The sequence below is a fragment of the Nocardiopsis sp. FIRDI 009 genome (genome assembly GCF_003386285.1).
Classification (GTDB): Bacteria; Actinomycetota; Actinomycetes; order Streptosporangiales; family Streptosporangiaceae; genus Nocardiopsis.
Genome location: NZ_QPNC01000015.1, coordinates 168957 through 194706, shown reverse-complemented (window position 1 = coordinate 194706; position 25750 = coordinate 168957). Strand labels below are relative to the sequence as shown.

Below are 25750 nucleotides of genomic sequence, written 5' to 3'. Positions count from 1 at the left end.
CGATGACCGTGGAGGACCTCCCGGCGGCCCTGGACCTGGAACAGGCGCTGTTCCCCGAGGACGCGTGGACCGAGGGCATGTTCCGTGACGAGCTCTCCCACCCCTCGCGCCACTACGTCGTGGCCGAGTCCGGCGACCGGGTCGTGGGCTACGCGGGCCTGCGCTCGGTGCCGCCGGAGGGCGACGTCCAGACGATGGCCGTGGCCCGGCCACTGTGGGGGCGCGGGATCGGTCGGGCACTGCTCACCGTGCTGCTCGACCGGGCCGAACGCGAGGGCGTCACCCACGTCTTCCTGGAGGTGCGCGACGACAACCCGCGCGCCCAGAAGCTGTACGCCGACTTCGGCTTCATCCGGATCGGTGTCCGGCGCGGCTACTACAACGGGGCCGACGCGATCGTCATGCGCCGCACGGCCCGGCCCGGACAGGGGTCCGGTGAGGAGGGGAACCCGTGAGCGACCATCCGTTGATCCTGGGGATCGAGACGTCGTGCGACGAGACCGGCGTCGGTCTCGTGCGCGGCTGTGAACTGCTCGGCGACGAGGTGGCCTCCAGCGTCGACCAGCACGCGCGGTTCGGCGGTGTGGTCCCCGAGGTGGCCAGCCGCGCGCACCTGGAGGCGATGACCCCGACCGTCCAGCGCGCCCTGGACTCCGCGGGCGTGAAGCTGTCGGACGTGGACGCGATCGCGGTCACCGCCGGTCCGGGCTTGGCCGGTGCGCTGCTGGTGGGGGTGTCCGCGGCCAAGGCCTACGCGATGGCCCTGGACAAGCCGCTGTACGGGGTCAACCACCTGGTCGGCCACGTGGCGGTGGACCAGCTGGAGCACGGGCCGCTGCCCAAGCCCGCCGTGGCGCTGCTGGTGTCGGGCGGCCATACGTCGCTGCTGCTGGTCAACGACCTGGCCACCGACGTGGTGTCGTTGGGCGACACCGTGGACGACGCCGCCGGCGAGGCCTACGACAAGGTGGCGCGGCTGCTGGACCTGCCCTACCCGGGCGGGCCGCCGATCGACAGGGCCGCCCGGACCGGCAATGCGCGGGGTATCCGCTTCCCGCGCGGCAAGTGGGGCGACGGGACCTACGACTTCTCCTTCTCCGGCCTGAAGACGGCCGTGGCCCGGCACGTGGAGGACGCCGAGCGCGCCGGTCAGCCGCTGGTGGTCGCGGACATCGCCGCCGCCTTCCAGGAGTCGGTGGTGGACGTGCTCACCCGCAAGGCCGTGGACGCGTGCGTGGAGCACGGCGTGAGCACCCTCGTGATCAGCGGGGGCGTGGCGGCCAACTCGGCGCTGCGCGCCCTGGCCGAGGAGCGCTGCCGGGAGGCCGGGATCGAGCTGCGCGTGCCGCGCCCGCGCCTGTGCACCGACAACGGCGCGATGATCGCCGCCCTGGGCGCCGAGGTGGTGGCGGCCGGGCTGCCCGCCTCGACGCTTGAGCTGGGCACGGACACGTCGCTGCCGGTGGAGTCCCCGCTGGCCGTGTGAGCGGACGCCGGATGCGGCCTCCCGCCACCCGGCGACCCCGCGCCCCTGACGCGTTCCGCCGACGCCCCCGCCGGACGACTGTTCCGGCGGGGGCGTCGGCGTGCGCGGGGCGCTCCTCCGAGAGAGCGCGCACCGGACCGGTGGTCCAGGCCGAGGTGTGATGGTGTGGATCCTGTCCTTCACACCTTTTGTTTCCTATAGGAGGTATTCCAGGAAAAGGAATATATGGGTGGCGCGGGACGCTCCCCGCGGGTCCCGATCCATGCGCGACCAGGGCGCTTCGGCAGAACCCGGTCCTTCGTCCCTCCGGGCGCGTCGCGGACGCTTTCAGCAGGTAAGGAGTTAATCTGCCGTTGACCGCCTCGAAGGTCCCAGGAACCCGCGCATGTTCTCTTTTCGGATGATCGTTTTCCATCATTTTCCGGACATAGCGCCCTGTGGAGTGGAGGCGTTATCGGGTCGATGATGCGGAGGAGTCCATGAGACGGGAACAACGCAAGCGGGGAGTGTTCCTCACCAGAGCGGTGGCGGTCACCGTATCCGCGGTCGTGGTCCTGGGTGGGCAGGCCGTCACGGCCCCGACCGCGTACGCGCAGGACCCCATGGACGGCGTGCCGGGGATGCCCGACATGCCCGGGAGGCCGCAGATGCCCTCGGGGGAGGAGATGCCAGCTCTCGCGGGCTTCCCCGACCACCCGGTGATGGTGGACATCGCGGACGAGGAACCGAAGGCTGACGGGCCGCCGATCCCGGGGGCGATCGACCTCAAGGACCAGGAGTCGTTCGAGGTCGACAACCTGCTGGGCGACCTCTGCGCGAAGGGGCCGAACAAGCGTGTTCAAGGCGCGTTCAACAACGAGACCGGCGAGTTCCTGCCGAAGCGGAAGTACATGCGTCAGGTCGGGGACTTCAAGCCGCACGGTCCCTGGGAGACCGTCCGGGGACAGTGCCACTTCCCCGTGCTCGGCGGCTGGGACCACCACGGGCACTCGCGGCGGATCACCGCCACGCACCGCAACCTGGGCACGGGTCCTGACTACTTCGAGCTGACCATCGCCTTCGGGACGTCCTTCAGCGCGAGTACCAGCACCGGGCACAGCATCTCCAAGACGGTGGCCGACGACATCTTCAGCACCACGAAGAGCCACAGCCACGACCACTCGTGGTCCTGGGGCGTGGCCAGGGACGTCAGCCGTCTGCGGGGCCTGGACATCCCCGCGTGCAGCGAGGTGTGGCTGGTGGCCACGCCGTACAAGCGGACCGTGCGCGTCCAACCGGTGTTCGAGCTCTTCGACCACCGGTTCGAGCCGACCGGGCAGCGGATGAGCCCGGACAACTGGCGGATGGCGGACGAGGGGGAGCGGCGGATGTTCTTCTCCCCCGGCTTCCACATCGACGGCACGGCCGACCGCCTGCTGCACGACGGGACGCCGGACCTGGTCGTCGAGAAGCGGGAGAGGGAGCTCGACAGCAAGCTCTGCGCCTAGCGCGCCGGACCGGGGCGCGGCGGGGGAACCCTCGGGTCGTCCCGGGGCGACCCGAGGCGCCCTGACAGCCGCCCCTGACAGCCGCCCCGCTTTTCGGACCTGCTCCCGAGAAGCGGGGCGGCTTCGTGCTGCCAGTCGTCGGTGTCAGTCGGCGGTGAAGACGAAGGGGCGCAGGCCGGGCGGCACGGTGGCCGGGTCGACGGCGAACTCCGCCCACACGTTGGTGCCCAGGTCGCCCCAGGGCCCGAGCGGGAGGTGCCCCCAGGCCGTGGACAGGTTCTCGACCAGGAGGAGGCCGCGCTGGCCCTCCGACCAGTCCCACTCCTCGCGGGTGCGTTCGGCGGGGACGCGCGGGACGCACCCGCCGCCTCCGGAGTCACTGACCGACAACCGGAGGGTGGCGCGGTCCGGCATGGACAGGGTGCGGATGACCTCGCCGTACACGGTGCCGGAGTCGGTGTATTTGAGGGTGTTGGTGAACAGCTCGGACAGGCAGAGCCGGAGGGCGTCGACCAGGTCGGGGTCGAAGCCGTCCAGGTCGCGGGCGAGGTCGGCGCGGACGCGGGCGAGTTCGTCGAACCGGCCGGTGTAGACGCGGTGCTCCCAGAAGACGTGCGGTGTGGTCATGCCACCGTCACCCCCTCGCGGTGTCCGTGCCGTTCCCGCTGTTCCTGCCTCTGTTGCCAGGTTCGGACGAGGGCGGCGAGTTCGTCGAACTCGCCAAGGGAGGGCGACGGCGGGGCCAGGAGGTCGCCCTCCGGAACGCGCGGCCGGGGGAGGCGGGGCGCGGGGTTCTCGACCGTGTGGGCGCGGCCCCGTTCGTGGGCGACGTAGTAGGGGCGCACGAGCGCGACGCCGTCGGCGGGGACGTGTTCCGACGGGGGAGCGAGGCGGGGCGCGGGGGCGGTGGTGGCGCGTTGCCGGGGCTGTTCGACGAACGCCGTGGCCGGAACGGCTTCCGGGGGCGGTGCGGGTACAGGTGCCGGAGAGGGTGCCGGGGGCGGGGCGTAGCGGCGGACCCGGGTGGAGCGGCGGCGGCGCGCCGCGTGGCGGCCGCGCGGGGAGGCGAGGAGGCCCTTCACTGAGCCCAGGACAGGGGTCAGGAGGGCAGCGATAAGATGGGACACGCTGGCAATCCTTGGTCTAAAGGGTTTGAGTTGCTGGCCACGACCCCGGGCGTTGAGTAAACGTCGCGGGGTCTTCGTATGCGGTTGTTGGAAAGAAGATTAGGGGGTGGTCGGGGGTGATGGGTACCGCTACGGAGAAGTCATCGAGAAAAAATGCGAGAAGGCGACGTCATTCCAGTTCAGGTGTGGTGTGGAGAACAATGGGCGCATGAGGGAATTGTGGGTCAAATCAGTCATGAGGCGCAGAAAACCCCCGTTCCCGGCATGTGGAACGGGGGTCGCGGTGCGGGGTCAGCGGCCGGTCTTGATGGAGGAGAGGAAGCCGGTCCAGGCGGGGTTGCTGAAGCTGAGGTGCCCGTGCTCGCGGTGTCGGGTGTCCCGAACCAGGGTTTCGGCCGCGCCCTCGGCGACCTCCACGCAGTTCTGGTGCGAGCCCCCGCTGTAGGTGCTCTTGTGCCACTGAGCGTCACTCATGACGGAATCCCTCAATCGTCTTCTCGATCAGCCGCAGCGACTGGCTCGGTGGCATCGCTGCCGCTTGCAGCCGGTGGAACCGCATCTTGAACTCTCCCACGGCGGTGGGGTCGTCGATGAACTGGCCCTTGTAGGCCGACTCCACGTAGACGATCTCCCGCTCCGGCGCGGGATCAAGCACTGAGAAGGGTCCCACAAGCCCCGGATGCAGGGGCTCGTTCGTGATCTGCAAGGTTATCCGCTCACTCGACGCGAGAGAGTGGATGTGCTCCAGTTGCTCGCACATGATCGGTCCGTCGTCGATGGGATCCAGCAGAACCGCGCGGCCGATCACCACCATCATCACCGGGGTCTCCGCCTTCTGGAAGCGTTTGCCGCGAGCGATCCGGTCGTGTACGCGGGAGTCGGTCGTCGCTCGGGGCTCCCAGGGGGTGACCGCGCGCATGACCGCGGTCGCGTAGGCGGTGGTCTGCAACAGGGAGGGCACCAGGAAGGGGTGGCAGTCCAGGATGGAGGCGGCCTTCTTCTCCAACTCCTCCATCTGACCCAGCCAGGGGATCTTGCCCTCCTTGACGAGGTCGTCCCACAGCGTGGCCAGTTCGTCGTCGGTCCCGAGCACCTTGTCGAGCGTCGTCAGGACCTCCGCCGACGGCGAGGTTCGGCCGCGTTCGAGGTTGGACACGGCGGTGCCCTTGACGCCGAGCGCCCTGCCCAGCTTCTCCTGCGTCATCCCCAGGGCCTCGCGCCGCTGCTGGAGGACGCCGCCCCACCGTTCCCGGATGTCCGTGCTCACCTTGGCCATGCTCGATGCTTGCATATCGGAAAAGGACAAACGGGGCCTACCATTCTCATTCCTCACCCGATGGAGTTTCGCAAAAAGTCCATCGGGGCGGATGGACTTTCGCGAAAACTCCATGCGAGGAGGCCAAGTCCACGGCCCGTTGGGAGTCTGATCCCGGACGGCGAGGAACGGGTCGAAGGGGAGTAGGCGATGGGGGAGCCGGGCGAGGTGCGGGGGATCGACGGGCTGCCGAGGCGGATTCCGTCGGGGCGGCCGGGGGTGCGGATGGCGAGCTTCGGACCGCTGCCGGGGCAGGTGGCGACCGCGCGGCAGTGGTGCTGGCACGGGTCGGGGCTGAGCTACGACCGGGCGTACCCGCTGCTGCTGGTGCTGTCGGAGCTGCATGCGAACGCGCTGCGGCACACGGCGTCGGGGCGGCCGTTCGGGCGGGTGCGGGTGGAGATGGAACGGCACGGGGGCCTGTTCCAGATCACGGTGACCGACGACGGGGTGGTGGGCGGCGGGGTCGGGGAGCCGTCGGTGCCGTGCGTGGGCGGGGCGGGTGGTGGGTTCGGGCTGCGCCTGGTGGAGGAGCTGTCGCGGGCCTGGGGGTGGTTCGGGCGGCCGGGGAGCCCGCTCACGGTGTGGGCGGTGGTGGACCCGCGCGCGGAGGAGACGCGCGGGCGGGTGCCACGGCCCAGGGCGGCTGTCTGATCCGCTCAATCAAGCAGGCGTCAGTTCCTGGCAGACGACCTCAGCTCCTGGCCAACATTGGCCAGGAGCCAGCCGCAGGAGCTGAAGGGCCAGGTCAGAGCGCAGTGGCTCATAGCACCATCAGAACCTCTTCGCATCCGGACAGGTTAACGGTCAGTCGCAACTGCTAACTTTATGGTCGGCTCTGGGCATGTCAGACATCCCATCGTGGCCATGAGGGGACCCTATGACTGCGAAGACTGTTCCGGTGCAACGAAGCCCACTGGGCCATGAGTCTTCCAATTCCATAAGAGTCTCAAATACATCGAAATCCATGAATACTCTTATTGCGCCACCAGTCAGATTGGTGAACTGAAAGGAAATCCCATGTCGGGTGGAGAAGCTGGAGGAAATCCGTACGACTCTATGAGTGCGGCCAGCAAGGCAGAAGCCATGGTGGAAGAACTGGTCTACCTGGGTCTGGATTTTCAGAATGCGATAGAAGAGATGAGCGGAGCGGCTTCTACTTATGTCTCTTCGGGATTGGACGACTACAGTCTCCAAACAGTTGAGAATATCAGTGCTGTAGTTGAAAATGGAATCGCCCTGGCGAGTAATGTTGAGGGAGCGAATATTTCAATCCTTGACACGGACCATGAGAGTGCCGAGGAAGTGCGAGAGGGGTTGGATGCCCTCGACATTGAACTCCCAAGAGATGTTAATAATTAATCTTCACATAATTGCCAAAATAAAAATTAGTCAGATTGGATGAATAATGGGAGTTGCCGATCTTTCCCTAGGTCTTCCTGAAGACATTGACGCGGATCCTGGAGTGATCCGAGACAAGAGTGATTCTCTCACTTCTATCTGTTCAAGGATGACTGGCAGAGTACAAGATGCGGATGGCCATTTTAATGACGCTGCGGGAGAGTTTGCTGGACTTGTGGCTTGGGATCTCAGTGCAGCTTCCGCCGCAGAAGTGGCAAAGTGGGAAGAGACAGCCAAGGCTCTGACCGATGGCGCTGCCGTGATGAAACTTTGGGCTGATGACATCGAAACGTACCGAACGAAGCGAAGCGAACTGGAAGAAAGATGGAATTCAGCGAAATCCTCGGCTCAATGGAGGCTCGATAATCCATTTGTGAGTGGCGCAGCAGAATCTCCCTTGTTTCCGCTGGCGGGAGGAATCGAGGAGTCGCTGACCGCTCAGTCTGATCGTGAGGCCGAGGAAGTAGATGCCCTGATTGAATTGAGGTCTCAACTTCTCGCCGAGCACTCAATTGCCTGGGACACTTTGATGGATCAGGCAGACCAGACTGAGAAAGATCTGCGTGATGGTCCGAGCGCGGAAACGCTTGAACGCTTGATTGAATCTGGGCATTTGAGTTGGCGTCATCTGGGTATCTTTCCTCCTGAGGATCCGCCTCCCCTCTCTGAAGAGCAGGGTGACTGGGCAGCTGAGGAAATGGAGATCTACCTCGATGATCCAGAAAACTATGAGGGCGACATCGCCGAGGTGTTGGCGATGCTTTCTCTCGTTACCACCGCTGGTGCTCAGAACCAACGTAATGGTGGACAACCTCCCGGTGAGTATATGGATTTCCTGGAAGCCTTCTATGAAGGTTTTGAGGATTCTCAGGTGAACATTGAAGGGCCACGTGGAGTACTCGGCGTGGTGGATCTGCTGGAGAACAGCGACGCCTACGATCCCGATATCGCACAGGGATTTCTTAGTTCCATGAGCGAAGGACTCATGGTGCTCTCCGATGAGGATCTCTTCGGTGGCTATGATCGTCTTCCTGAGAGTGTCCGCAGGGCTGCCGAGGGTCCGTCGTTGATGGATCCAGACGAGTTTGAGCACTACGATTTGAACACATGGTCCAGCGAGGTATCAGCCCTAGAGATCTTGCTTGGGAACGCCCCCGATGATTTGAGAGCCGGGGTAGATCTTTCCGCGACCCTGGCGCTTTCTATGGGACACTTTGCTGGTGGCTCCGAAAACAACGTCGATGTGTGGTTGGGAGAAGACACAACACTCTCGCTTGTTGATATCGCAAGCCGTAACCACGACGCTATGACAGAGCTATTCACAGGTGAATACGAGCATCCTAACTTTGTTGATGAGAATGGAGATTTCAAGGAAACCGTTGTTGACGAGAGTCATCAGGATCTGATTGACCGAGCGATTGTAGGACTCTACACACACGATTGGAGCGACGAAGACAACGGCGAGATCGTCGGGCAGATGACGGACTGGATCGCCGAAGAAGCGAACAGCAGTGATCCCAAGGAGGCCACACGCTCAGAGAGGGCGATGGTCGGTCTGGTAACGACACTCACGAATCTTCAGGATGAGCTCAGTGAGACTGGGCACAGCGTTGAGGAAACCGTGGGTGGTGAAACAGTCACATGGAGGAATGCTTCCTTTGGCCACGTGAATCCGGGAATCGCTGACAGTCTTGCCGATATTTTTGAGGCGCATGTTGAGGCATTTGCTGACAACGAGATTCTTGATCCGAATGGAAATCTCGATCCTGATAAGGATACCAGTTATTCCTACGAAAATGGTGCCATCATTGATCTGCGCGATCGAACCGATTTCGTTCAGTTGATCTCTGGCAGTCCTGAAGCGGCAATGCGCGTCGTCGAGATAGCAGATGAATATTCAATGAATTCTCTTTCGGAGTACGTCGGTTCTGTCGGAGAGGGGAATCCCGATCAGACGGCGGGAACGAGATCAGGGTTGCTCTTGAACGCTGTGGCAACAGGTGTGGCGGAAGAGGTTACCTCTCGTATCGAGGCTCATAATGTCGCTGTGGTGGAAGAAGGCAGTGACACAAAGATTGGTACTGATTTCGTGAGAGATTTTACTGCCACCTATATTCCCAATGCCAAAGTCGCTGAAACATACAAGTTTGTTTGGAATGGAGTTGAGGAGGCTATTAAGGATGCCTCCGGAGATGGGACTATCGAGTTCCCAAGAAACAGCACGCCCCCGCTTGAGTTGAATGAGAATGTTATTCGAATCTACACGATGGGAGCTATTCATGATCACGGTGGACTAGACATCCCTCCTCCCCCCGAGGGGACGCTGAACGAAGATGGGACATTCAATACGGATGCAAGTGAATGGGATATTGACTCGAATGGAGATGGGCAGGATTTGCGGGATGATGAATGGGATGCCGTAAGTAATCATGTTTGGCCCGGGAGTGAGACAGATAAGGAGGTTTGGCAGGTTGCGGATGGTTTTTATGAAGCATTTAGTGCTGCTTTTGATGAGAATGGAGATGAAATTGATCGTCCGAATCGGGAGGGGGCGGGGAGTGGTGAATAGTAGGCCGTTTTTGGCCAAGAGCCTCTCTGTATCCTTCTGTAGTTCTCTTTTCTTGTCTAGTTGCTCTTTCCTGGGCAATGAGGGAAGTGTTGAGAATGATACGGATCATCGTGTCTATGAAGGCGAAGCCCCTTCGTATTCGCAGGTGAACTCGGTGTCAGGCGTGGCCTGGGAGTGGGAAGTCCCGGATGAGGACGCCAGTCTTAGTGAGGTTCTTTCCGGCCAGTCGGGGCCCGTAATGGTTTTGGGAGACGGTGTGGTTGGACTGGACGGGGCCACGGGTGAGGAGCTGTGGCACTACAGGGTGGCAAGCGGTGGTGTCCATGACGTGTGGAGCACTCCGGGAGGGCAGGAGATTCTGCTGACTACTCCGGGTAGTAAGCCGGACACCATGGTGCTGCTTGACGCGGGGACGGGTCAGCTGATCGCCGAACATGGAATTGACCTCGAAGAGGCACTCGAACGTACTGTCGCGGTCACTTCGGATATGGCCGTCGTAGCTCCAACTCAGGGTGAGGGCCCGTTGGAGGCGTTCTCTCTGCGCGAAGGTGAACGGGTCTGGACCTATGAGCTTGCAGAGCGCGGGGACAGCGCCGGTGCCGTTATTGAGGATGTGCTGAGTGTGGGGGAAACGGTCGTGGTCACGGCTTCCTACAAGGGCAGCATCTCCGAGAACGACTCCGTTGACATCTACGAACAGGGGATGCTCGCAGTCGGACTGGACGGGCAGACTGGAGAACTTCTTTGGGAAGTGGAGCAGGAATTTACTGCCGACATGTGGCACGAACCGGAGCATGAAGTCTCCCCAGGTGGAGAAGTGTTCTTCCTCAGTGTGAGGGGTGAGGACCGGTACGAGTTTCTCCTTGACCCGGACACGGGTGAGGAGGTCCAAGGAGAAGTGTATCGGGACAGGACCGAACGGCACTCTGTGGCGTTGCTCGACGGAGGCTATGTCGATTCGGTTTCGGAGGATGAAGACGACTTCGTGGAGTACCGACGCATGTCCTTCGGAGGTGATCTGTTGGGTCGTGCATCGGTCCAGAGACTGCCTGGTGAGGGGAATTCTGGTCCAGAACTGGTATTGGAGGACGGGGTCCTGCGGTTGGGCTATCTCGAGGACGAGGACCTGGTGCGGGGGCCGGTGGTGGCCGAGTTTGTGGAGTGGGGTTCGGAGAGCGAACCTGAGAAGATGAACCTGGACATGACCGTCAACGAGGAGTGGTGGTCAGAGCCAGATCCGTCGTTCAGCCTTGGCGCTCCCGTGGTGCTCTCGGTTCCCGGTGCTGTCGTGGTCACCGAGGATGAACCGGGACCATGGACAGTAGTTGGTCTTACTTGAGTTCATATGTGTCAAGTCGAAACCACTAGATGAGTAATTCCAAGGGGTGTGTGGTCTGAGCATGAGGCGAGGGAGCCCATGGTCATGTTGTGACGCAAGACCTGAACTCCCTCGCCCGTGCACTCTACGACACCACCGACAGGCTCCTGAAGCACCGCCCGGACCTGGCCCCCTGGCGCCCCGAGATCGGCTTCCAACCCCGCCTGCCGGACGCCGACCTGGCCACCCTGGCCCTGATGCAGGCCCTGCTCGGCCACACCAGCGAGGCCCGATGGCTGCGCCACGCCCGCACCCACCTGTCCGAACGCTTCCCCTACCTGCCCCAGCAGAGCGGCTACAACAAGCGCCTGCGCAAGGCCGCTGGCCTGATCCAGACCCTGATCCGCCACCTGGCCACCGACACCAGCGCCTGGACCGACGACGTGTGGGTGGTCGACTCCACCCCCGTGGAATGCGCCCGTTCCCGCGAGACCGTCAAACGCTCCGACCTGGCCGGATGGGCCGCCTACGGGTACTGCGCCTCCCACTCCCGGTTCTTTTGGGGGCTGCGCCTGCACCTGGTGTGCACCCCGGGCGGCCTCCCCATCACCTACGCCCTGACCAGCGCCAAAGCCGACGAGCGCACCACCCTGGCGGGGATGTTCGGGGCCGATCCCGGCCTGGTCGCCCAACGCCCGGGGCAGACGCTGATCGCGGACAAGAACTACTACGGGCGCGACTTCGAACGTGCTCTGGCCGAGGCGGGCCTGCACCTGTTGCGCCCGGCCCGCAAGGGCGAGCCCCCACGGGCCGGAGCACACCTGCTGCGGCCGTTGCGCCAAGTCATCGAGTCCATCAACCAGACCTTCAAGGGCCAGTTGGACCTGGAGCGCCACGGCGGGCGCACCCCGGGCGGGGTGATCGCCCGGGTGCTCCAGCGCATCCTGGCGCTGACCGCCGCGATCTGGCACAACGACCGCACCGGTCAGCCGGTCCTACGCTCGCTGACGGCCTACGATCACTGACCCCTTGGAATTACTCATCTAGGCTGAGGTGGGCCTACCTTGCTACGCCAGAGGGCGCCGGACAGCGTGCGGTCCGGCGCCCTCCCGTGGGTCGCAGGTCGGGGATGTTACTCTTCGGCTTCCTGCTCGTCGTCGTGGCAGCGCTTCTTCTCGTCCCTGCCGGTATCGACGGGACTCGCCTCGCTGGTAAGCCCAGCTTCCTCCGCCACTGGTCGTGCTGCGAAAACTCCTCAGGCCAGGAGGGTCACCAGCCGAGGTGGTAGACGACCAGGAAGCCCACCACGCAGAGGGTGAGCAGACATCCAGCCCCGCCGCCTCCAGCCGGGAAGCTCGACGCGGGTCGCGGGTTGGGGTAGGGCATCCCGGGCCGTCTCCACGGCACCACCGCCACGGCCGAACGCCGATTTCCTCCGAGGCCGGGCATTCTTCGGGGCGGCGGCGCGGGGCCGCCGCCCCGGCCTCCTACCTCCCCGGGTTGGACAGACCCAGGAACACGCAGGCGAAGGCCGCCGCGTGGGCGGCCGCGATGGGCTGCCACAGGTCGTCGGGTCCGGGGGCTTGTCGCTGAGCATCTCCGGGATCCCGCTGATCACCAGGGCGTGGGTGCCGAAGGTCAGGTACGCCCCGTGCGGGAACCCGTGCCCCTCCATCTCCGCCGCCAGGGCGTCGCCGTCATGGCGCCGCAGCCGTTCGGCGGTGCGTGAGCGCTCGTGCGCGACCACCGTGCAGCCCGCCGCGACGGGCTTGGCGAACGCCCGGGGCGGGTCCGGAAGGGGGTGCCGACGGAGGAGGCGCTGGCACCGGGGTTCGTCCTGTCCTTCGACCACGGCCGGATCCTGGCCGACGCCGTCGAGGAGGCGCGCTCGCGGCTGGAGTACGCCACCGTGGCCGCGGGCTTCTGCCGCGAACCCTTCACCATCAGCGATCTGCGCCGGGTGTACGAGGTGATCTGGGGCACCGCGCTGGACCCCAGCAACTTCCGGCGCAAGGTCCGGCGGACGGCGGGGTTCGTCGAGCCGACGGGGGAGCGCCGCACGGCCGGGGCGGGGCGTCCCGCCTCGCTCCACCGCTTCGGCGGCGCCACGGAACCGTACCCGCCGCTGCTGCGCTCCGGTGACGTCCTGGGGTAACCGACCGCCCCCCGGACGACCGAGGGCGCCGGACCGCGCTCGGTCCGGCGCCCCGAGGTGGGTCGGCGCCCGGGGGCGTGTGCCCCGTGACTCCTACTCGTCGTCCTCGTCGTCGTCGCGGCGGCGCTTCTTCTTGCCGTCGCGGCCCGGGCGCAGCAGCGCCTCGGCCAGGGCGAGCATCGTCTCCTCCAGGGAGGCGAGGCGCTTGGTCATGTCGTCGTGGGAGTTCTCCACCGCCTCGGTGACGGTCTCCTCGAACTCGTGCCGGTCCGGGCGCTGCTTGAGCTCCTGGAGCACCGGCTTGACGGCGGAGGTGACGTGCGAGTCGATCTCCTCCAGCTTGTCCGTGTGGTCCACCACCGGCCGGTCGACCAGCTCGGTCAGGCGGCGGTGCAGCTCGCTGACCTCCATCGACTGCGGCAGCTGGTTGAGCCGCTGGTTGAGCGCCTCCAGGCGGTCGTCGATGGCCTCCATCCGGCCGTCGACCCCCTCGAAGTGCCCGCTGACCCCCTCGAACTGGCCCTCGACGCCGTTCACCCGGCCGTCCAGGCCGTCCAGGCGCCCGTTCAGGCCGTCGATGCGCCCGTCGATGCCGTCGATCTTGCCCTCGATGCCCTCGAAGCTCCCCTCGAAGTGGCCCTCGAAGGTGTCGAAGCGGTCGGTGAGGCGGCCGAGCTCGTGGTCGACCTTGCCGGTGATCTGCGACAGGTGGTTGTCCACCTTGCCGGTGAGGGCCTCGCGCTGGCGCTCCAGCCGCTCGTCGAGCGCCGTGCGGTGCGCCTCGGTCTGCTCGGTGAGCGTGTCGGCGAGGGTCTGGTGCCGCTCGGCGCTCTCCGTGGCGGCCCTGGCCGTCGTCTCCTCGACGAACGCGCGCAGCTCGGCCAGGTCGGCGGCGACCCGCTCGGCGTCCTCCGCGACCCTGGCCCTCAGGGCGTCGGTGCGCTCGTTGACGGACTCGCGCAGTGCCTCGGCCGCGGCCTCGTCCCGCTCGCGGTCCTCGGTGCGGCCCAGCTCCAGCTGCTCGTTGAGCTCGGTGAGGCGCTGGCGCAGGTGGGAGCGGAGGTCGGCGAGGGAGGACTCGTGGTTCTCCCGCATCGTGGCCACGGCGCCCGTGACGTCCGCGATGGCGGCGTTGGCCTCGGCGTGGTTCTCCTCGGCCTGCGTGCTCAGGTAGCCGACGCTCTCGGTGACCTTGGCGGTGAGGGCCTCGTGCCGCTCCTTGGCGGAGGACGCCAGGGCGGTCAGCTCCTCGGCCAGGGAGCTGGTGCGCTCGCCGAGCTCGCCGGTGTTCTCCTGGAGCTTGGCCAGGAGCTGCTCGTGTTTGTCGGAGAACGTCGAGCGCAGCTCCTCGGCGGACTCCGCCACCTTGGCGGTGAGCTTCTCGCTGAGTTCGGCCTCGGCCTTGGCCTGGGCCTCGCGGGCCTCGGTGACGGCGGCGGAGACCGCCTCGCGGCCGGCGGTGATCGCCTCGGACAGCTCGGTGCGGCCGTTGGCGACGGCCTCGGTGATCTCGGCGCGCCCGGAGGTGAGGGCCTCGGCGATCTCCGTGCGGCCCTCGCCCAGGGCCGCGGTCAGGGCCTCGTGCCGCTCGGTGAGGGTGGACTCGAAGGTCTCCTGGCGCTCGGCCAGGGTCGAGTCCAGCGCGGTGAGCGAGGCCGCCACGGCCTCGGTCCGCTCCGTGAGCGCGGCCAGCGCGGTGTCCAGGGCGTCCAGGCGGGCCTCGACCTTCTCGGTGAGGCCGGTGAGCTTCTCGCCGAGGTCGTCGACCTTCTCCGCGGTGCGGTTGCCGGTCTCGGCCATCCGCTGGAGGCGGGTGAGCGCGGTGTCCATGTGCCCGGCGAGGCGGTGCGTGTCGGCGCGCAGCGACGGCATGTCGGCCAGGGGCTTGACCTGCTGCCCGACCAGCTCGATGTGCTCGGCGAGGGTCTCGGCCCACTCCGGAGGGCGCTCCAGGAAGCCGTCGATCCGACCGTTGACCGCGGTGACCGCCTCGGAGAGGCTGGTGAGCTCCTGCTCGCGCAGTTCGCGCAGGAGCCACTCCATGCCCTCCAGTCGCTGGCGCATCTCCTCGCTCACCGCGCCCTGGCTCTTCTGCTCGGAGACGTGCTCCTGGGCGGCCTGGGAGAGCAGGTCGCGCATCCGGTCGGAGATCCCGGCCTGGCTCCCCCCAGTGAGGAAGTTGTGATTGGTCTGTTCCACCGAGGTGCTCCTTTTGGTTCTGGCGCTCCCGTCCGGGCCCGGAGGAAGGGACGGTGGTTCCGGGCGGTCGGGTTCTCGATGGTCCCCGGGCGCGCGTCGCCCCGCGGCGATGACGCCTTAACGTGACGCAAGTGTGACTGAGCGTATACGCGTGAGGCGTGGGGTTCCGGTTGCTCGAACCGCGTGCGGGTCAATCAACCGGGGGCCTTCCGGGGGAGTCCATGAGAAGGGAAAGCAATCAGCGACCGACAGTCTAACGACCGGCGCCCCCCGCACCCCAGGGGTACGCCGAAGATCTGGGCGCGGAAGGTAACGATATGGTCGGCGCGCCGTGACCGGACCGCCCTTCCGGGCCGGACCGCTCAGGCGCGCGCGGGCTCGGCGACCTCCCTGCACAGCAGGCTGTACGGACGCTCCCCGATCCTGGTCAGCACCACCGTGACCGCCTCGGAGCCGGAGGCGCGCAGGTCCCGGCGCAGCCTCTCGGCGTCGACCGCCGACCCCCGCTTCTTGATCGTGACCGCCCCCGCGTCGCGGGCGCGGAGCGCGGAGCGCAGCCTCTTCAGCGAGAACGGCAGGACGTCGGTGACCTCCAGGACCCGCCAGAGCGGCGAGGCCACGGACCGGTCGGAGGTGAAGTAGGCGATCCGCTCGTCGAGCAGCGCGCCGTCCACCAGGGCGGCCGCCTCGGCCACCAGGTGCGAGCGCACGACGGCGGGGTCGGGGTCGTACAGGTAGCGCCGCGCGGGCGCCACGGGCGCCGGGCCGAGTCCGGGGGCCTCGTCCAGGTGCGCCACCGCCCCCTCCGAGGCGAGGAGCCCGGGGCGCTCGTGCAGAACCGTCGCCCGGCGCCGGGGGCCGTCGGCGAGCTCCCCGAACCACAGCGCCGCCTCCTTCAGCTCGCCGTCCACGGAGATCCACTCGGCGGCGGCGTCGGACGGGAGCGCCTCGTGCGGGATGCCGGGCGCCGCCTTCAGGCACGCGGCGGAGGAGCCCCGGGCCAGGCCGGTCGCCACGTCCCACGGCGGCGAGTAGGCCGCCGGGTCGAACACCCGGCCCCGGCCGCCGCGCCGCGCGGGGTCGCAGAAGAGCAGCGGGTGGGCGCCGGGGGCGACCTCGGTCACGTCGCCCTCGCGCACCCGGGCCCGGTCCGCCAGGCCGAGGGCCGCGATGTTGGCGTGGGCCACCGCGACGGTCAGCGGGTCGGCGTCCACCCCCTCGACCGACACGCCGCGCTCGGCGAGGGCGAGCAGGTCGGCGCCGATCCCGCAGCACAGGTCGCCCGCGGGGCGCCCGTCGGCGACGGCGGCGGTGCGCCCGGCGCGGTGGTCGGCCACCGTCCGGCGGGTGGACTGCTCCAGTCCGTCGGGCGTGAAGTACATCTCTTCGGCCCGGTCGCCGAACTTGGCCCTGGCGCGCTCGCGCAGCCCCACCTGGGTGAGGACCGCGTTGACCAGGTCGGACACCGGAAGGTCGGGGTCGAGCGCGGCGACTCGGGGGTCGGCGCGCAGGCGGGAGGCGGCGGAGAGCCGGTCGGCGGAGGCCGCCTTCGGATCCACGCCCGCGAGCACCTCCTGGCCCGCGTCGGTGAGCAGGGCCGCGAAGGCGGGCACGTGCATGGGTCCTCCCTCGTTCGACGGTGTGGGCGGCGCGGATACGGGTACGCTCCGGGCGCCCCGACACACGCGCTCCGGGCAGGTGGCGGCGCTCACCAGCGGTCCCCGCCACATTTCCATTCTGGCACTCGCGGGGGTAGAGTGCTAACCGCGACGAGGCCGGTCTGGCACCCGCGACGACAGGCCGCCGCGGTCGCCCCTTTTTCGTAACCGGTCCGTGCTCGCGCGCGGGCCGATGTACAGGACACCGAAACCTTGAAAGGGGAGGTCACACAGTGTCGACCGCCACCAAGACCGTGCTGAAGCCGCTTGAGGACCGCGTCGTGGTCAAGACCCTGGAGGCCGAGCAGACCACCGCCTCCGGTCTGGTCATCCCGGACACCGCCAAGGAGAAGCCGCAGGAGGGCGAGATCCTGGCCGTGGGCCCCGGCCGCCTCGACGACAAGGGCAACCGCGTCCCCATGGACGTCAACGTCGGCGACGTCGTTCTCTACAGCAAGTACGGCGGCACCGAGGTCAAGTACGACGGTGACGAGTACCTGGTCCTGTCCGCCCGCGACATCCTCGCGGTCGTCGAGAAGTAGGTCTCGACCGGGGGGCTCGCTCCGAGCCCCCCGGCCAGCCAGTTCTCCGCATCCCGCACCGGTCGGCGCCACGCCGGGCGGGCGGGATGTTCGTTTGTGACCACAAGAGGAAGCACTCACATGCCGAAGATCCTGGAGTTCGAGGACGACGCCCGCCGCGCCCTCGAGCGGGGCGTCGACAGCCTCGCCAACGCAGTCAAGGTGACGCTCGGCCCGCGCGGCCGCAACGTCGTCATCGACAAGAAGTTCGGTGCCCCGACCATCACCAACGACGGTGTCACCGTCGCCCGTGAGGTCGAGCTGGAGGACCCCTACGAGAACCTGGGCGCCCAGCTCGTCAAGGAGGTCGCGACCAAGACCAACGACGCCGCCGGTGACGGCACCACCACCGCCACCGTGCTCGCCCAGGCGCTCGTCCGCGAGGGCCTGCGCAGCGTCGCCGCGGGCGCGTCCCCGATGTCCCTGAAGAAGGGCATCGACGCCGCCGCGGAGAAGGTGTCGCAGATCCTCGTCGAGCGGGCCCGCCCGGTCGAGGAGCGCGCCGACATCGCCTACGTCGCCACCAACTCCGCCCAGGACGCGCAGATCGGCGACCTCATCGCCGAGGCGTTCGACAAGGTCGGCAAGGACGGCGTCATCACGGTGGAGGAGGCCCCGACCTTCGGCCTGGACCTCGACTTCACCGAGGGCCTCCAGTTCGACAAGGGCTACGTCTCCCCCTACTTCGTCACCGACGGCGACCGCCAGGAGGCGGTGCTGGAGGACGTCCGGATCCTCATCCACCAGGGCAAGATCAGCAACCTCAACGAGCTGCTGCCGCTCCTGGAGAAGGTCGTCCAGGACAAGAAGCCGCTGCTCATCATCGCCGAGGACATCGAGGGCGACGCCCTGGGCGCCCTGGTGCTGAACAAGATGCGCGGCATGCTCAACGTCGCCGCGGTCAAGGCGCCCGGCTTCGGCGAGCGCCGCAAGGCCATGCTCCAGGACATCGCCGTCCTGACCGGCGGCCAGGTCATCGCCGAGGAGGTCGGCCTGACTCTGGAGAAGGCCGACCTGGACGTGCTGGGCACCGCCCGCCGCGTCACCGTCACCAAGGACGCCACCACGATCGTGGACGGCGCCGGTGCGCAGAGCGAGGTCGAGGACCGCGTCCGCCAGATCCGCAAGGAGATCGAGGCCAGCGACTCCGACTGGGACCGCGAGAAGCTCCAGGAGCGCCTGGCCAAGCTCGCGGGCGGCGTCTCGGTCCTGCGCGTCGGCGCGGCCACCGAGGTCGAGCTCAAGGAGAAGAAGCACCGCCTGGAGGACGCCATCTCGGCGACCCGCGCGGCCATCGAGGAGGGCATCGTCGCCGGTGGCGGCGCCTCCCTGGTGCACGCCTCCACGGCCCTGGACGACCTGGGTCTGACCGGCGACGAGGCCACCGGTGTGGCGATCGTCCGCCGCGCCCTGGTCGAGCCCGCCCGCTGGATCGCGGAGAACGCGGGCGCCGAGGGCTACGTGGTCACGCACCGCGTCTCCGAGCTGGAGGTCGGCCACGGCTACAACGCCGCCACCGACACCTACGGCGACCTGACCGCCGAGGGCATCATCGACCCGGTCAAGGTCACCCGCTCCGCCGTCCAGAACGCCGCGTCCATCGCGGGCATGCTCCTGACCACCGAGGCGCTGGTCGTGGACAAGCCCGAGGAGGAGGACGAGGACGGCCACGGCCACGGGCACAGCCACTAGGAGTCGGCCGCCGGAGCGTCGGCTCCGGGGCATCTCGTTCGGGGGTGGGGCGCGTCGTCGCCCCACCCCCGTCCACTACCACGGTATTCCCGGTTCGCCCCACGAGAAGTGTGGTGTTTTCGGGCGTTTTTCCCAAAACGTGACCATTCCGTAGTTGTCGATTGGAGCGGTTGGGTCCCGCGTTGGGGGCATCATTCGTTACGTGACGGATGCAGGCGCCCGGGGGGGCGTTACCGCGCGGCCGGGAACGCACCGGGAGGGAACGCACCGGGATGCGGACCCAGCGCGCGACACGGGTTTGAATCATCTGGGATCACTCGCGGTCCAGGGGGACGACGGGGCCATGGACTCGCTGCTGCGCGAGGTCCGACCCATGGTGGTCCGGTACTGTCGTGCCCGCCTGGCGCGGGTCTCCGGGCTGGCCCACTACTCCGACGACGTGGCCCAGGAGGTGTGCATCGCCCTGCTCACGGCCATCCCCCGCTACCAGGACCGGGGGCGGCCCTTCGCGGCCCTCGTGTTCGGTATCGCGGCGCACAAGGTGGCCGACACCCTGCGGGGCGCCGGACGCGTGGAGCTGGTGCCCACGGACGCCGTTCCGGAGCAGCCCGACGACGGACCGGGCCCAGAGGAGGCGGCGGTCCGGGTCATCGAGGCCCAACGGGCGCGGGAGCTGTTGGACGAGCTCCCGGAGAGACAACGGAAATTGCTGGTCATGCGAGTGATCGCCGGCCTGACGGCGGATGAGACGGGACATGTACTTGGAATGTCGGCTGGAGCGGTACGGGTTGCCCAGCACCGAGCTATCGCTCGGCTTCGGCAGGTGGCCCTGGCGAACAGACTCCTCCCGTGAGCACGGTCGCAAAAGACGCTCCCGTCCCGTCTGCCCCCGCCGCCCCACCGCACCGCACGGCTACTGCGCCCACCCGGCGACCCGGCGCGGACGTCTGCGCTGACGCGGTTCGGGGCGCCCGCGCGGCGGTGACCGAGGGTCACGCCCGCCCCGGTCTCAAACAGTGAGACTGGTCACTTTCCGGCCGTGGTGACCGGGCAAACGCTTCCTTCCTCGTGAGGCGCCCGCGACCACGGCCTAGGATGAGGTGACACGCGGGGGCGAATCCGCGCAGGTGTGCCGGGATTGCGGAGGTTGTGTCATGAGCGACGAGTACAGCGACTACGGGGACAAACTGCTGCCTCCGGGGCTGACCTACGACGACGTGCTCCTCGTCCCGGCCTACTCCGACCTCCAGCCCGGGGAGGTGGACACCACCACCCGGCTCTCCCGCAACATCGAGCTGAGCATCCCGCTGCTGTCGGCCGCGATGGACACCGTCACCGAGGCGCGCATGGCCGTGGCGATGGCCCGCCAGGGCGGCGCGGGCGTCCTGCACCGCAACCTGTCGGCGGAGGACCAGGCCAGCCAGGTCGACCTGGTCAAGCGCTCCGAGGCGGGCATGGTCACCGATCCGGTCACGTGCCGCCCCGACGACACCCTCGCCGAGGTCGAGCGCCTGTGCGCCCACTACCGCATCTCCGGCGTGCCCGTCACGGACCCCGACGGCTCCCTGGTCGGCATCGTCACCAACCGGGACATGCGCTTCGAGACCGACCGCTCCCGCCTGGTCCGCGACGTGATGACCACGGGTGAGCTGGTCACCGCCCCCGTCGGCGTCCCCCGCGAGCAGGCATTCGACCTCCTGCGCAGGCACAAGGTGGAGAAGCTGCCGCTCGTGGACGGCCGGAACCGCCTGCGCGGCCTGATCACCGTCAAGGACTTCATCAAGAGCGAGCAGTTCCCCAACGCCACCAAGGACGCCGACGGCCGTCTCGTCGTCGGCGGCGCCGTCGGCGTCGGCACCGAGGCCGAGGAGCGGGCGAAGCTGCTGATCGAGGCCGGGGTCGACTTCATCGTCGTGGACACCGCCCACGGCCACTCGGCGGGCCTGGCCGAGATGGTCGCCAAGCTCAAGGCCAACTCCCGCGCCGACGTGGTGGCGGGCAACGTCGCCACCCGCGCCGGGGCCCAGCTGCTCGTGGACGCCGGCGCCGACGCCGTCAAGGTCGGGGTCGGCCCCGGCTCCATCTGCACCACGCGCGTGGTCGCCGGTGTGGGCGCGCCGCAGCTCACCGCGATCCTGGAGGCCGCCAAGGCGTGCGGCCCGGCGAACGTGCCGCTCATCGCCGACGGCGGACTCCAGTACTCCGGCGAGATCGCCAAGGCGATCGTGGCCGGGGCCAGCACGGTCATGCTGGGCAGCCTCCTGGCCGGGGTCGAGGAGAGCCCGGGCGAGCTGATCTTCATCAACGGCAAGCAGTTCAAGGCCTACCGCGGCATGGGTTCCCTGGGCGCCATGCGCGGCCGCTCCTTCTCCAAGGACCGCTACGCCCAGGCCGAGGTCGCCGCCGAGGACAAGCTCATCCCCGAGGGCATCGAGGGCCAGGTGCCCTTCCGCGGCCCGCTCCAGGCGGTCGCGCACCAGCTCGTCGGCGGTCTGCACCAGTCGATGTGGTACGCGGGCAGCCGCACGATCGACGAACTGCGCGAGCGCGGTCAGCTCATGCGCATCACCAGCGCGGGCCTGCGGGAGAGTCACCCGCACGACATCAAGATGACCGTCGAGGCGCCCAACTACAACGCGCGCTGACCGGGGCCGCGGCCCCGGTCCGGCTCCGACCCGACTCCCGCCCGGCGGCACCCTCGGTGCCGCCGGGCGGGGATCAGCGCCGAGGGCGTCCGTCGAGGGCGACGGCGGGCCGCGTCAGTGCGCGTGTCCCGCGTGCACCTCGCGCACGTCCCACGCGGGGAAGGGGTCGGGCAGATCCTCCCAGGAGACGGAGAGTTCGGCGTCGGTGAGCAGGCACGCGCGCAACGCCGCGTCCAGCTCGGCGTGGCGCAGACCGGTGCCGATGAACACCAGCTCCTGGCGGGGAGAGACGGCTTCGCCGACCGTGTGCCCCCCGTCGGTGTGACCGAGCAGGAGGGCGTCGGCGGGGCTCCACGTGCCGGAGGGTTCGAAGCGGGCGACCGGGCCGGCCTGCGACCACAGTCCCGTGATCCGCGCGCGGGTGGCGAGCCAGAAGAAGCCCTTGGAGCGCAGCACGCGGCCGAACTCGCCCGAGTCCAGGCGCTCGGCGACCAGGTCCCACAGCCGGCCGGGGTGGAAGGGCCGGTCCGCGCGGAACACGACGCTGGAGATGCCGTACTCCTCGGTCTCGGGCACGTGGTCGCCGTTGAGCTCGGCCACCCAGCCGGGGGCGCGTGCGGCGCGTTCCAGGTCGAACAGTCCGGCGCCGACCACACGCGCGGGGTCGATCTCACCGCGGACGGCGCGGATGATCTGGGCCGGGGGGTTGAGCCGTCGGACGGCTGCCTCGACCCGGTCGGCCTGTTCGGGGGTGACCAGGTCGAGCTTGTTGACCACGATGACGTCGGCGAACTCGACCTGGTCGATGAGCAGGTCACTGACGGTGCGTTCGTCGTCCTCGTAGGCGTCCAGGCCGCGTGTGACCAGGTCGTCGCCGCGGCCGAGTTCGTCGAGGAAGCTCACCGCGTCGACGAGGGAGACCAGGGTGTCGAGTTCGGCGCGTTCGAGCAGTGTGGTGCCGTCCTCGCCGGTCACGGCGAAGGTGGCGGCCACGGGCATGGGCTCGGAGATACCGCTGGACTCGATGAGCAGGTGGTCGAAGCGGCCCTCGGCGGCCAACCGGTCGACCTCCTCCAGCAGGTCGTCGCGGAGGGTGCAGCAGATACAGCCGTTGGTCATCTCCACGAGCCGTTCCTCGGTGCGCGACAGGGCGCCCCCGTCGCGTACGAGGCCCGCGTCGATGTTGATCTCGCTCATGTCGTTGACGATGACCGCCACGCGCAGTCCCCGCCGGTTGTTCAGCACGTGGTTGAGCAGGGTCGTCTTGCCCGCCCCGAGGAACCCCGAGAACACCGTCACCGGTAGCCGGCCGGTCTTCGCCGTCTTCACACCCGCCCGTCCCTTCCCCGCCGCGCCCGCGCGCCCCGCCCGGTGGGGGCCGGTCGCGGACGGCATTCGATTGATAATGATAATCATACCCGTTTCATGCGGGGGGTCGTGCCCCGGCGCCGGGGAGGGCAGCCGCGACCACGGTGAGGTCACGCGGGTGGACGCCGCCGACGCGTCCCCCGTTAGACTCCGCCCCCGGTGGGCGCGGCCTGGCGCCCGACGGACGTGGAAGGTGTGTTCGGATGCGACGCGGGCTCGGGGCGGTCGTCCCGGCGTTGGCCCTCCTGCCGGTGGTGGCCTCCTGCGCCATCGCCGGGGCGGAGCCGTGGGAGGTGGGGGTGACCGTGGACGAGCTGCCGCCGGCGCCCTTCGCCCCCCGTGAGGACCACGGCCTGGTCTGGTCGGGGGAGGAGCTGCTGGTCTGGGGCGGTCACGCGGCGGGCCAGCACGACTCCTTCGCCGACGGCGCCGCCTACTCCCCGCGGACCGGCGCCTGGCGCACCCTGGCCGACGTCGACCTGGAGCCGAGGACCCGGCACACCACCGTCATGGTGGGGGAGCGGATGCTGGTCTGGGGCGGGTTCACGCCCACCTACGCCGATGACGAGGACGCGCACCTGGCCCGGGACGGGGCGCTCTACGACCCGGAGGCCGACTCCTGGGAGCCGGTCGCGGACGCGCCGCAGGCCCGTTCCCAGGCGCGCGGCGTGGTCGTCGGGGAGCACGTCGTCGTCGGCGGCGGTGACCGCGGCCGGGGGACGGACCGGCACGACTTCCTGGTCTACGCGCCGGAGGAGGACGCCTGGGACACCGTCGCCCTGCCCCTCGACGGCGAACCGGGCGCGGCGGTCTACGACCTGACGGCGGTCGGCGACACCGTGGTGGCGGTCGGGAGCACGGGACGGGAGATCTTCACGGCGACCTTCCGCGTGGGCGACGAGGCCGCGGCGGTCCGGGTGGTCCCGGAGGCCGGTGGGACGGCCGCCGAGACTGGGCTGGCGGCCGGCCCGGGCGGCACGGCCCTGCTCGTGCTGTGCGACGGCGAGACCGTGACGCGGTACGAGATCGGCGCCGACGGGCGGGCGGAGCCGGTGGACGAGGCCGACCACTCCGCCTTCCGCCCCGCCGTCTCGGTGCGGACCGCCCTCCTCCTGTCGGGCGACATGGCCGCCGTGGACGGGACGACGCTGCTGGCGACCGCGCCCGGCGAGTTCAGCCTGTGGGACACCGCCGGTGGGCGGACCCATCGGGAGTGGGTCCGGGAGACCTCCGACTACTGCGGTCCGCTCGTGCCCGTGGCCGAGGACACCCTGCTCGGCTGGGGAGGCCGGGGCTGCGAGACGGTCGGGGTCAGCGTCGGCGTCGACGTCTGACGGACCCACCGGACGACGGTCCGCCGGGGAGTGGAGAGCGGGAGTGCGCCCCGCGGGCGGATAGACTCTCCGCGGCAGCGAACGTGCCGGTCGAGTGTCCGGCGCAGCACACCTTCGAGGGGGATCAGGCGTTGGCTCAGGTGGAGATCGGGCTGGGGAAGAACGGGCGCCGAGCCTACGAGCTCGACGAGATCGGGATCGTGCCCGCCCGGCGTACGCGCGACCCCGAGGAGGTGTCCATCGCGTGGCAGATCGACGCCTACCGGTTCGAGACGCCGCTGATGGTCAGCCCCATGGACAGTGTCGCCTCCCCGAAGACCGTCGTGGCCATCGGCCAGCTCGGCGGTCTCGGCGTGCTCGACCTGGAGGGTCTGTGGACCCGGTACGAGGACCCCGAGCCGCTCCTGGAGGAGATCCGCGAACTCGACGACGTCGCCGCGACCCAGCGCCTCCAGGAGATCTACGCCGCACCGATCCAGGAGGAGCTGATCGGCCGCCGGATCGAGGAGATCCGCGACGCGGGCGTCGTCACCGCCGCGCGCCTGTCGCCCCAGCGCACCGCCCAGTACCACAAGGCGGTCGTCGACGCCGGGGTCGACCTCTTCGTCATCCGCGGCACCACGGTCTCCGCCGAGCACGTCTCCGGCCGGGCCGAGCCGCTCAACCTCAAGCAGTTCATCTACGACCTCGACGTGCCGGTCGTGGTCGGCGGCTGCGCCACCTACACCGCCGCCCTGCACCTGATGCGGACCGGCGCGGCCGGTGTCCTGGTCGGCTTCGGCGGCGGCTCCGGGCACACCACCCGCTCCGTGCTGGGCGTGGCGGTCCCGATGGCCAGCGCCGTCGGCGACGTGGCCGCCGCCCGTCGCGACTACCTCGACGAGTCCGGCGGCCGGTACGTGCACGTCATCGCGGACGGCGGGATGACCGGCAGCGGCGACATCGCCAAGGCCCTGGCCTGCGGCGCGGACGCCGTCATGGTCGGCTCCCCGTTGGCGCGCGCCACCGAGGCGCCCGGCGGCGGCTACCACTGGGGCAGCGAGGCGCACCACGGCGAGCTGCCGCGCGGCGAACGGCTCAGGGTCGGCACGATCGGCGACCTGAGGTCGATCCTGCACGGCCCGGCCTCCACCAGCGACGGCTCCATGAACCTCATGGGGGCGCTGCGCCGCACGATGGCCACCGCCGGGTACACGGACCTGAAGGAGTTCCAGCGGGTCGAGGTCGTGGTGAACCCGCACCGCTGACCGGCCGCGAGGGTCTCCCGCCGGGGGCGTTCCGCCGGTGGGCGGGACGCCCCCGGTCCGTTGGCGGCCGTCGCGCGGCGGAGCGGCGTCCGCGGCACACGCCCCGTGCCCCCCGTGACGGGATGGCGGCCTTGTGCGACCATAGTCCGGATTTTGACGTCGTATGAC

General features: G+C 68.4%; 22 protein-coding genes. 15 read left to right on the top strand and 7 right to left on the bottom strand.

Translation table 11 applies throughout. The features are described 5' to 3' along the window. The first annotated feature begins 2 nt into the window (after positions 1-2). From rimI to DVR05_RS12755, 3 genes are all read left to right on the top strand, one after another. The gene (gene rimI, locus DVR05_RS12765; RefSeq protein WP_198659169.1) at positions 3-455 is read left to right on the top strand and encodes a ribosomal protein S18-alanine N-acetyltransferase; all 453 of its coding nucleotides are present in this window, start codon (positions 3-5) and stop codon (positions 453-455) included. Next, entirely contained in the window at positions 452-1486 is a 1035-nt protein-coding gene (tsaD, locus tag DVR05_RS12760; RefSeq protein WP_116246078.1) for a tRNA (adenosine(37)-N6)-threonylcarbamoyltransferase complex transferase subunit TsaD, read from the top strand. The genes rimI and tsaD overlap by 4 nt, the downstream gene beginning before the upstream one ends. A gap of 479 nt (positions 1487-1965) precedes the next feature. Beyond that, positions 1966-2973: a hypothetical protein gene (locus tag DVR05_RS12755; protein ID WP_157982434.1), complete on the top strand. Its 1008-nt coding sequence runs from the start codon at positions 1966-1968 to the stop codon at positions 2971-2973. Between the two features lie 144 nt (positions 2974-3117). Here DVR05_RS12755 and DVR05_RS12750 read toward each other — a convergent pair whose 3' ends face one another. From DVR05_RS12750 to DVR05_RS12735, 4 genes are all read right to left on the bottom strand, one after another. Next, entirely contained in the window at positions 3118-3600 is a 483-nt protein-coding gene (locus DVR05_RS12750; protein WP_116246076.1) for an ATP-binding protein, read from the bottom strand. Continuing rightward, positions 3597-4100: a hypothetical protein gene (locus DVR05_RS12745; protein ID WP_116246075.1), complete on the bottom strand. Its 504-nt coding sequence runs from the start codon at positions 4098-4100 to the stop codon at positions 3597-3599. The genes DVR05_RS12750 and DVR05_RS12745 overlap by 4 nt, the downstream gene beginning before the upstream one ends. 291 nt (positions 4101-4391) lie before the next feature. Beyond that, complete coding sequence (locus DVR05_RS12740; protein WP_116246074.1) at positions 4392-4574, bottom strand: DUF397 domain-containing protein; 183 nt, start codon at positions 4572-4574, stop codon at positions 4392-4394. Further along, positions 4567-5376 (bottom strand): helix-turn-helix transcriptional regulator, encoded by an 810-nt coding sequence (locus DVR05_RS12735; protein WP_116246073.1) that lies wholly within the window; start codon positions 5374-5376, stop codon positions 4567-4569. Before DVR05_RS12735 ends, DVR05_RS12740 begins: the two co-directional genes overlap by 8 nt. 189 nt (positions 5377-5565) lie before the next feature. Here DVR05_RS12735 and DVR05_RS12730 point away from each other — a divergent pair, with 189 nt between their 5' ends. From DVR05_RS12730 to DVR05_RS12705, 6 genes are all read left to right on the top strand, one after another. Continuing rightward, complete coding sequence (locus DVR05_RS12730) at positions 5566-6069, top strand: ATP-binding protein (protein ID WP_232832105.1); 504 nt, start codon at positions 5566-5568, stop codon at positions 6067-6069. Between the two features lie 366 nt (positions 6070-6435). Further along, positions 6436-6777: a hypothetical protein gene (locus DVR05_RS12725; RefSeq protein ID WP_116246072.1), complete on the top strand. Its 342-nt coding sequence runs from the start codon at positions 6436-6438 to the stop codon at positions 6775-6777. Positions 6778-6823: 46 nt separating this feature from the next. After that, the gene (locus DVR05_RS26595; protein ID WP_157982433.1) at positions 6824-9385 is read left to right on the top strand and encodes a hypothetical protein; all 2562 of its coding nucleotides are present in this window, start codon (positions 6824-6826) and stop codon (positions 9383-9385) included. Next, complete coding sequence (locus tag DVR05_RS12715) at positions 9315-10724, top strand: PQQ-binding-like beta-propeller repeat protein (protein WP_232832104.1); 1410 nt, start codon at positions 9315-9317, stop codon at positions 10722-10724. Before DVR05_RS26595 ends, DVR05_RS12715 begins: the two co-directional genes overlap by 71 nt. An 89-nt stretch (positions 10725-10813) precedes the next feature. Further along, a complete protein-coding gene (locus tag DVR05_RS12710) occupies positions 10814-11728 on the top strand; it encodes an IS982 family transposase (protein ID WP_116246070.1) in 915 nt (304 codons plus the stop codon). A 776-nt stretch (positions 11729-12504) separates the two neighbouring features. Next, positions 12505-12858, top strand: a complete 354-nt coding sequence (locus DVR05_RS12705) for a hypothetical protein (RefSeq protein WP_369974527.1) — start codon at positions 12505-12507, stop codon at positions 12856-12858. Positions 12859-12951: 93 nt separating this feature from the next. Here the strand turns inward: DVR05_RS12705 and DVR05_RS12700 are convergent, their stop codons facing one another. After that, positions 12952-15057, bottom strand: a complete 2106-nt coding sequence (locus tag DVR05_RS12700; RefSeq protein ID WP_116246069.1) for a hypothetical protein — start codon at positions 15055-15057, stop codon at positions 12952-12954. 362 nt (positions 15058-15419) lie between these two features. Further along, complete coding sequence (locus tag DVR05_RS12695) at positions 15420-16676, bottom strand: class I SAM-dependent methyltransferase (protein ID WP_116246068.1); 1257 nt, start codon at positions 16674-16676, stop codon at positions 15420-15422. A gap of 272 nt (positions 16677-16948) precedes the next feature. Between DVR05_RS12695 and groES the strand changes: the two genes are divergently transcribed. The 4 genes from groES (at position 16949) to guaB (ending at position 21633) form a co-directional block, all read left to right on the top strand. Next, the gene (gene groES, locus DVR05_RS12690; protein WP_116246067.1) at positions 16949-17257 is read left to right on the top strand and encodes a co-chaperone GroES; all 309 of its coding nucleotides are present in this window, start codon (positions 16949-16951) and stop codon (positions 17255-17257) included. Between the two features lie 120 nt (positions 17258-17377). Then, complete coding sequence (groL, locus tag DVR05_RS12685) at positions 17378-18988, top strand: chaperonin GroEL (RefSeq protein WP_116246066.1); 1611 nt, start codon at positions 17378-17380, stop codon at positions 18986-18988. Positions 18989-19190: 202 nt separating this feature from the next. Continuing rightward, on the top strand, positions 19191-19841 hold the full coding sequence (locus DVR05_RS12680) for a sigma-70 family RNA polymerase sigma factor (protein WP_369974526.1): 651 nt from the start codon (positions 19191-19193) through the stop codon (positions 19839-19841). Positions 19842-20142: 301 nt separating this feature from the next. After that, entirely contained in the window at positions 20143-21633 is a 1491-nt protein-coding gene (gene guaB / locus DVR05_RS12675; protein WP_116246064.1) for an IMP dehydrogenase, read from the top strand. A 114-nt stretch (positions 21634-21747) separates the two neighbouring features. On the opposite strand, the gene DVR05_RS12670 is transcribed toward guaB, so the two are convergent. Further along, positions 21748-22962 (bottom strand): GTP-binding protein, encoded by a 1215-nt coding sequence (locus DVR05_RS12670; protein ID WP_116246259.1) that lies wholly within the window; start codon positions 22960-22962, stop codon positions 21748-21750. A 242-nt stretch (positions 22963-23204) separates the two neighbouring features. Between DVR05_RS12670 and DVR05_RS12665 the strand changes: the two genes are divergently transcribed. Next, complete coding sequence (locus DVR05_RS12665; RefSeq protein WP_116246063.1) at positions 23205-24335, top strand: kelch repeat-containing protein; 1131 nt, start codon at positions 23205-23207, stop codon at positions 24333-24335. A gap of 140 nt (positions 24336-24475) precedes the next feature. After that, on the top strand, positions 24476-25582 hold the full coding sequence (locus tag DVR05_RS12660) for a GuaB3 family IMP dehydrogenase-related protein (protein WP_116246258.1): 1107 nt from the start codon (positions 24476-24478) through the stop codon (positions 25580-25582). The last annotated feature ends 168 nt before the right edge of the window (positions 25583-25750 follow it).